Source organism: Desulfovibrio litoralis DSM 11393, from assembly GCF_900143255.1.
GTDB classification, from domain to species: domain Bacteria; phylum Desulfobacterota; class Desulfovibrionia; order Desulfovibrionales; family Desulfovibrionaceae; genus Frigididesulfovibrio_A; species Frigididesulfovibrio_A litoralis.
In genome coordinates, this window is the sequence record NZ_FRDI01000017.1 from 24223 (window position 1) to 30343 (window position 6121).

At 33.2% G+C, this 6121-nt stretch carries 6 protein-coding genes; 3 read left to right on the forward strand and 3 right to left on the reverse strand.

Going from position 1 to position 6121, the window contains the following annotated elements:
- Nucleotides 1-110: 110 nt before the first annotated feature.
- Together BT999_RS11765 and BT999_RS11770 are read right to left on the reverse strand one after the other, a co-directional pair.
- Nucleotides 111-632 (reverse strand): Hcp family type VI secretion system effector, encoded by a 522-nt coding sequence (locus BT999_RS11765; RefSeq protein ID WP_072697983.1) that lies wholly within the window; start codon nucleotides 630-632, stop codon nucleotides 111-113.
- 451 nt (nucleotides 633-1083) lie between these two features.
- Nucleotides 1084-1878 (reverse strand): DUF559 domain-containing protein, encoded by a 795-nt coding sequence (locus BT999_RS11770; protein WP_072697984.1) that lies wholly within the window; start codon nucleotides 1876-1878, stop codon nucleotides 1084-1086.
- 354 nt (nucleotides 1879-2232) lie between these two features.
- Between BT999_RS11770 and BT999_RS11775 the strand changes: the two genes are divergently transcribed.
- Together BT999_RS11775 and BT999_RS11780 are read left to right on the forward strand one after the other, a co-directional pair.
- Complete coding sequence (locus tag BT999_RS11775) at nucleotides 2233-3777, forward strand: AAA family ATPase (RefSeq protein ID WP_072697985.1); 1545 nt, start codon at nucleotides 2233-2235, stop codon at nucleotides 3775-3777.
- A 5-nt stretch (nucleotides 3778-3782) separates the two neighbouring features.
- Nucleotides 3783-4919 (forward strand): hypothetical protein, encoded by a 1137-nt coding sequence (locus tag BT999_RS11780; RefSeq protein WP_143145574.1) that lies wholly within the window; start codon nucleotides 3783-3785, stop codon nucleotides 4917-4919.
- Between the two features lie 277 nt (nucleotides 4920-5196).
- Here the strand turns inward: BT999_RS11780 and BT999_RS11785 are convergent, their stop codons facing one another.
- Complete coding sequence (locus BT999_RS11785) at nucleotides 5197-5469, reverse strand: helix-turn-helix domain-containing protein (RefSeq protein WP_084650706.1); 273 nt, start codon at nucleotides 5467-5469, stop codon at nucleotides 5197-5199.
- Between the two features lie 300 nt (nucleotides 5470-5769).
- Between BT999_RS11785 and BT999_RS11790 the strand changes: the two genes are divergently transcribed.
- The coding region (locus tag BT999_RS11790; RefSeq protein WP_143145511.1) for a hypothetical protein at nucleotides 5770-6121 on the forward strand (352 nt) is incomplete at its 3' end.

The window sequence follows — 6121 nt, forward strand, 5'->3', positions numbered from 1 at the left end:
ACTCCCTTAAAACTAAATTTAATAAAAACAGTTTGTTATAAAATTGTAACATGCCAAAACACCCTGCCATTTTGTAGACAGAGTGTTTTGACTTATGACTTTTTAGCTTACTAGCTTTTCATGACTGGTTTTCTCCAGTCGTCGCTTTCAGTTGTGCTTGCAACTACGTGAGTTTTAATGATTTTTCTATAAGTCATGAACACATCTTCAAGGTGAGTGAAGTGTGATTGTGCAGGATCTTGGCAATTCGGCATATAATCAGTAATATCAACGATTAACGCATCTTCAAGGTCTATAGTAAAATAATGTTCCATCGCTCCAGAAGTCGAGGTACGGTAGAATTTCATAGAAACTTTTGGTAAAATTTCGCCACTAGTTAAGGCTCTAAACAACAAAGGTGATGATTTATCAAGCACTTTGGTGATTTTTAAAGGTCTGTGAACACGCTGTCCAGTTGGTTGACCTGACTGTGGATCTCTTGGAATTATAACCTGATGTTCAAAGGCTTCAACCAAAATCTCGTTTTGGTGGTCTTCTTGCCAGATGTTCCCAACTGAATTTTCAGTAAAGTTACCTTCAGTGATATTGCCTTGTTTTGTGCCTATGATAGTCATGTACGCTGGTGTTGGCATAATGCCCTCCTAATTTTTTTTAAAACTTGCAAAATACAAGCCTTTTTAGAGGTATAGCAATAAGTATACCAAACATGAAAGCAAATAAAATCAATATGTTAATTTTTCAAAATGTGCAAAATCTGGCAACTTCTTGCCAAGCATTTTTTGCACTTTTCGTTTTTTAGCATCTAATAATTTGAATTTATTACTAAAAACGCTTGGCAACTTCTTGCCAAGCGTTTTATAGATAGAACTATTTTGTTATCATAACACACTGTAATAACAAGCGATACAAGTTGGCAACTTCTTGCCAATGGGGTTTTTAGGGGGGCGATTTTCGGGGGCGTTTAAGATCTCAGTTGAGGTTGATTTTAAGGTTAGCCTACTGATGAAATCAAAGTTAAGCTTTTTTATATACAAACTATGGGACAAGTTCTTGCTGTATTCTTCTCATACTGTAGTTTAAAATTTAACTAGATGTTTTATTTTGTATTTCTGATAACCGTGTTATTGGCTCAACTCTATCATGGTTATAAGTTTTAGTACATTTTTTACATTTCCAAAAAAAGCCCCCTTCTTTATTGCGAAGTCGATAAACTTCGTCTTTGCAGTCTGGATTTAAGCAAACACCTTTTAACACAGGTGTTTTATTGAACCATGTATGTTCTGGATACATCAAAGAGTGTAACATTTTACAGCACTCTTCTGCATTATTTCTTAGTTGATCAAAAGAAAAGCGTACTATAACCCAACCAGCACGGACAAGGGCATTTTGGCGTAGCAATTGATCATCAAAATCTCTACGTGATAAACTTTTTGTATGTGCATCATATCCATCAAGTTCTACTGCTATCCGCCTTCCATCTTTTGTCTCAATAGCAAAATCAATCCTTCTATTTTTCTTTTTTTCCAATTCTGGCAACAAATTCTTTAACTCAAATTGACCAATAAAATAACCTTTGGGAACAACTTTCGAAATTACATCACGACATAACCATCTTTCAGCTTCCAAACAAGGCTCTTTAGATTGACAGGCTTGACCATCACACCCAAGGTCTCCTGTTTTGTATTTTTCTTCAAAGCTTATTTCCTCACAAGAAGTTGATTGTGTATTTTTTGTATCACAAGAGATATATTTTGAATTTTCCGGCATACGACTATCATTGTTTTGAATAGCAGTAGGAGGAGTCCGTTTTAAAAGTAGTATTATAATAAACAAAACAGCCACCGCTAAAAATGCTGACAAAATAAGCTCCAATGACATAAGACCCTCTTTAATGATACGATTATAGGTTAAATATATTTTTACTCGTTATATAAATATGTTTATGCTTATATTTAATTTTATACTATTGCAATTTAAAAAATTTATTTGGGTATAAAAATAAACAAATTCAAGGTCTCCCTGTTACCTTATATTTATCTTGGCTTATTCAGCACATAAGCAGCTCGTTACTTTAAATTTGACAACAATGTATTTGGGTTAATATATTGCTTTTTCAAATATATTAATATATGTTATTATCAATAATTAAATTTCTATTTATATTCTATGTGGTTTAGAAATATTTTGCTTACAGATAATACAAAAGTAATATTATAAAAATAGTGAGGTTGTATGTCAGGAGAACTTTTATCATTTCAGGTAAAAAACTTACGCTCTATAAAAGACTCAGGGCTTCTCGACCTACCTCCACTAAGTATTTTAATCGGAGAAAATGGCAGTGGTAAAAGCTCTTTTATGCGTTTTTTTCAAATACTTCAACAAAGTATGGGAATATCTCAAAAAGGAGCCTTATCATTTTATGGTGATTATGTAGACTTTGGTAGCTTTAAGGAATCGATTCATACATTTCATGATAATGAAGAAAATTATATTGGGTTTTCTGTGAAGCTCAAAGGAATAGAGGTTGAGTCACGTCTTTTTGCTAGATATGGAAAAAACTTAGAAGAATCTACTGTTGAATTTAGAATTGAAGAAGCCAGCAACAATTCAACATATCTCAGCTTTTTTAAAATAAACATAAATGATGACAACATCACTATGGCTTTTGATAAAGAAGATAAAATAGAAAAAATACTAATTAATGATATTGATTTTGCAAGCGAAATATCTTCTTTAAGAAAATTGAGAAATAAAAATCTTGTGCCAATTTGTTTTGATATGAGACAATCTGAGAGATATCTTTACAGACTAGGGGACGAACGAGCAGGGAGAGAGTTGCTTGTACTACAAACAAAAAAGAAAGCTGGAGCACGGATAGGAGTCAAAAAACTAAATAGTATTTTTAAAGTTCCCTATGACTCCCATGCTGACTTAATAAAAAATTTACAAACGGCAATTGATAGCGTTACATGGAAAAATAGCATTGCTAACCTTTCAATAGACGATAAATGGTATAAAGAGTTTAGGGCTAAGCTGATTTTTTCTTTCATTACGCCTATATTAATGGGGTTGAGACGTTCTATGGAAAAATTGGTTGATAGTATATACTATGTTGGTCCTGTCAGGGCAACAGCACAACGGTATTACAGGCTACAGGAACTAGATGTTTCTAAGATCGACCCTTCAGGCTTGAATGTTCCTACTTTTATAAATAGTTTATCCAATACCCAATTAAATGATTTTATAGAATGGGTTAATAGGTATTTTCACTTTAAACCATTTAGAGAAAGGCGTACTGGGCATACAGCAATAGGTATTAATGACTTGCCTGATTCTGATAATATCGACAAAAAAGGTTTTAATCTAGCTGACATGGGTTTTGGATATTCTCAAGTCTTGCCAATATTGTTACAACTTTGGAACTTTACACAAGAAACTGGGCGTAGCAGAAGAAGAAAAGAAAAGATTTTTCTAATCGAACAACCTGAGTTACATTTACACCCTGCATTTCAAGTAAAATTAGTTCAGGCATTTATTGATGCTGTAAATGTAAGTCAGGAAAATAAATCTAGCAAAGTTAAGCTTATAATAGAAACACATAGCCAAACTATTATTAATGCCTTAGGGAGAGCTGTGGAAGATGAAAAAATAAATCATAATGATATAGCTATATATATATTTGATAAGAAAGAAGGTTGTTGTAGCATAAAAAAATCAACATTCAAACAAAATGGATTACTGGAAGAATGGCCTTATGGCTTTTTCTCTGGAGAATAATAACTATGCTAATCATTCTCCAAAAAGATCTTCATACGCTAAACGATGGTTCGACAGAGTTTTTAGAAAAACTAGGTGATGTTATCACTAGTAACAGACTGGGAAATCACCTTGTCCTCGGTGATACAAAAACTATTCGAGCGTTAAGGACATTTGATATTGGCAAGCCAGCAAAAGAGGAATTACAAAAAATAGAGAATATATCTAGGGATGTTTTGTCTACAATCAGGACTAAAATAGACAAGTGTATTTCTATTGCTTCCTATAAAGGAAATAGTTGTAAATTACTAGAAGAAATCCATGCAGACCAGTTAATCGATTTTGCATTAGAAGATTTTACAACATATAATTTTAATAATAGTATTACGTTGCTCGCAGAAGACCTCCGTGATTGTGACGTATTTAATTTTTTTTGCCAATCATATATAAAATTTATAGAATTGGAAAAAATTGCAAAAGTTAGTAATCGTTGTATTAACGGTGGTGGTAATAGTACAGGTAGATCGTTTGATATATGCAAAAACACCAAACAACCTGTTATTTGTATTAAAGATGGTGATATAAAAGAGCCACCCTCTGAGAATACTTCTAATGAGACAGAAACAGAAGAACATCAAAACGATATCTATTCATATTTATTTCAATATCATAAACTAAAAATTCATGAGATAGAAAATGCTATTCCACTTCACATACTACAAAAGGCATTAAGTGCACGTCATCCTGTCTTCTTTAACTTCATTCAAACACGTCATAATTTTAATAAAGAGAATATCCTATCATATATTGACTTTAAAGATGGTATCCGAAAAGAAAATATGCGGAAACGAAGTATATCTTATCAAAATATAATAAAAGAAATTCTAATACAAAATAATTTTGCTACAGAGGAGCAGTTCACTTGTCTCGAACAAGATTGTAGGAAAAATATTAATCCAAACCAACAAGTATGCCCAAATTGCAGTATTATAGCTGGTAGCGGAAAGCATACGTTAGAAAAATGTCTTACAGTCATGAAAAACGAAGGTGTTGGCAACCTATATACAGAATTAAGAGAGACTGTTCAATCGTCGTTAACTCCACTTTTGAAAAAAATTATTAGCTTAAGTCTAGCGGCAAAACCTTCTGCTACAGTTTATTAAGATTAATATTTTAGAATTAATGACTTATTGTACAATCAGGCAATACCATTTACAAAAATGGTATTGCCTGATTTTTTTATTGAGCTTTGCTTCTTGTCATTAAAATTCGTTTTTTTATTTCTGGAATATGGAAATACAATTCCCACCTGTGCCAGGCAGATTCTTTTTTATATTTTTGATTCATCTCACACATCTATAATATTTCTTACTATAATTTTTTTATACAATCACAAATTTCGTGGATTAATCCCCTAAAGAATATTCTGTAGTTTGGTGATCATTCCTTTTTGTCAAGATATTCCAGCGTTGCCAGTTTTGCTTCTACCCGTGCCAGTAATTCCGTGCTGGAAACGCCTAATGCACGAGCAAGCACAAGAAAGCCGTTTAAACTTGGTAAATGATCCCGTGTTTCCATAAACGATATAAACGAACGGGCACACTCTACCTCGTTTGCCAATGCCTGTTGAGACAGGCGGGAATGGGCACGAGCTTCTTGTAACACCTGTGCAAAGGCTTCCTGTAGGTGAGGGATCTCTTTCATTGTTGACATATAACATTGACTTGACTATAAGGCATCAATTGACTACTATACTAGTCAACAATGTTCTTTACCTTTAACATTAATAGGAGGCAAGCATGCCAAAATTGGTCAAAACAACATGGTATCGCCTATCTTATGGGTAAATTTCATGATCTGTTTAATAACATTTTATGGCGAATATGCGAATGAAAGCCTACCTCTGGCAGATTCGTTATAACCACATTAGGATATTTTTGATCATCATAACAACTGATCATCATGAATATATATTGTTAATGTATTCTTAATACTTAATATCAGGAGAAAAATATGGAATTATTTGGTATTTTTTTAATTGTTATTATCATTGGCGGCTGGGTACTCCGTTTTTTTTCGTCCAGTATTCGTTTTTTTTCGTCCAGTATTCCTTCAACCAGCACAAGTACTATCTTGAACTTCAAGAAAAGCCTTCCAGAAGGTTTTGGCTACCCGTACACGCTTGATGGGACAGGTTATGCAGTAAACGTTAAGAATAAAAAACTCCTCATATTAGTTAACTTCACCCAGTGCATTTATGAAAGGGAAAAGATTCGTGGTTTTAAATATGGCATGAACGAAGCGGGTCAATTTTATGGTGCTGTTGGCATCAGGGATAAAATCGATACTGGTCTAAAAAACCGCT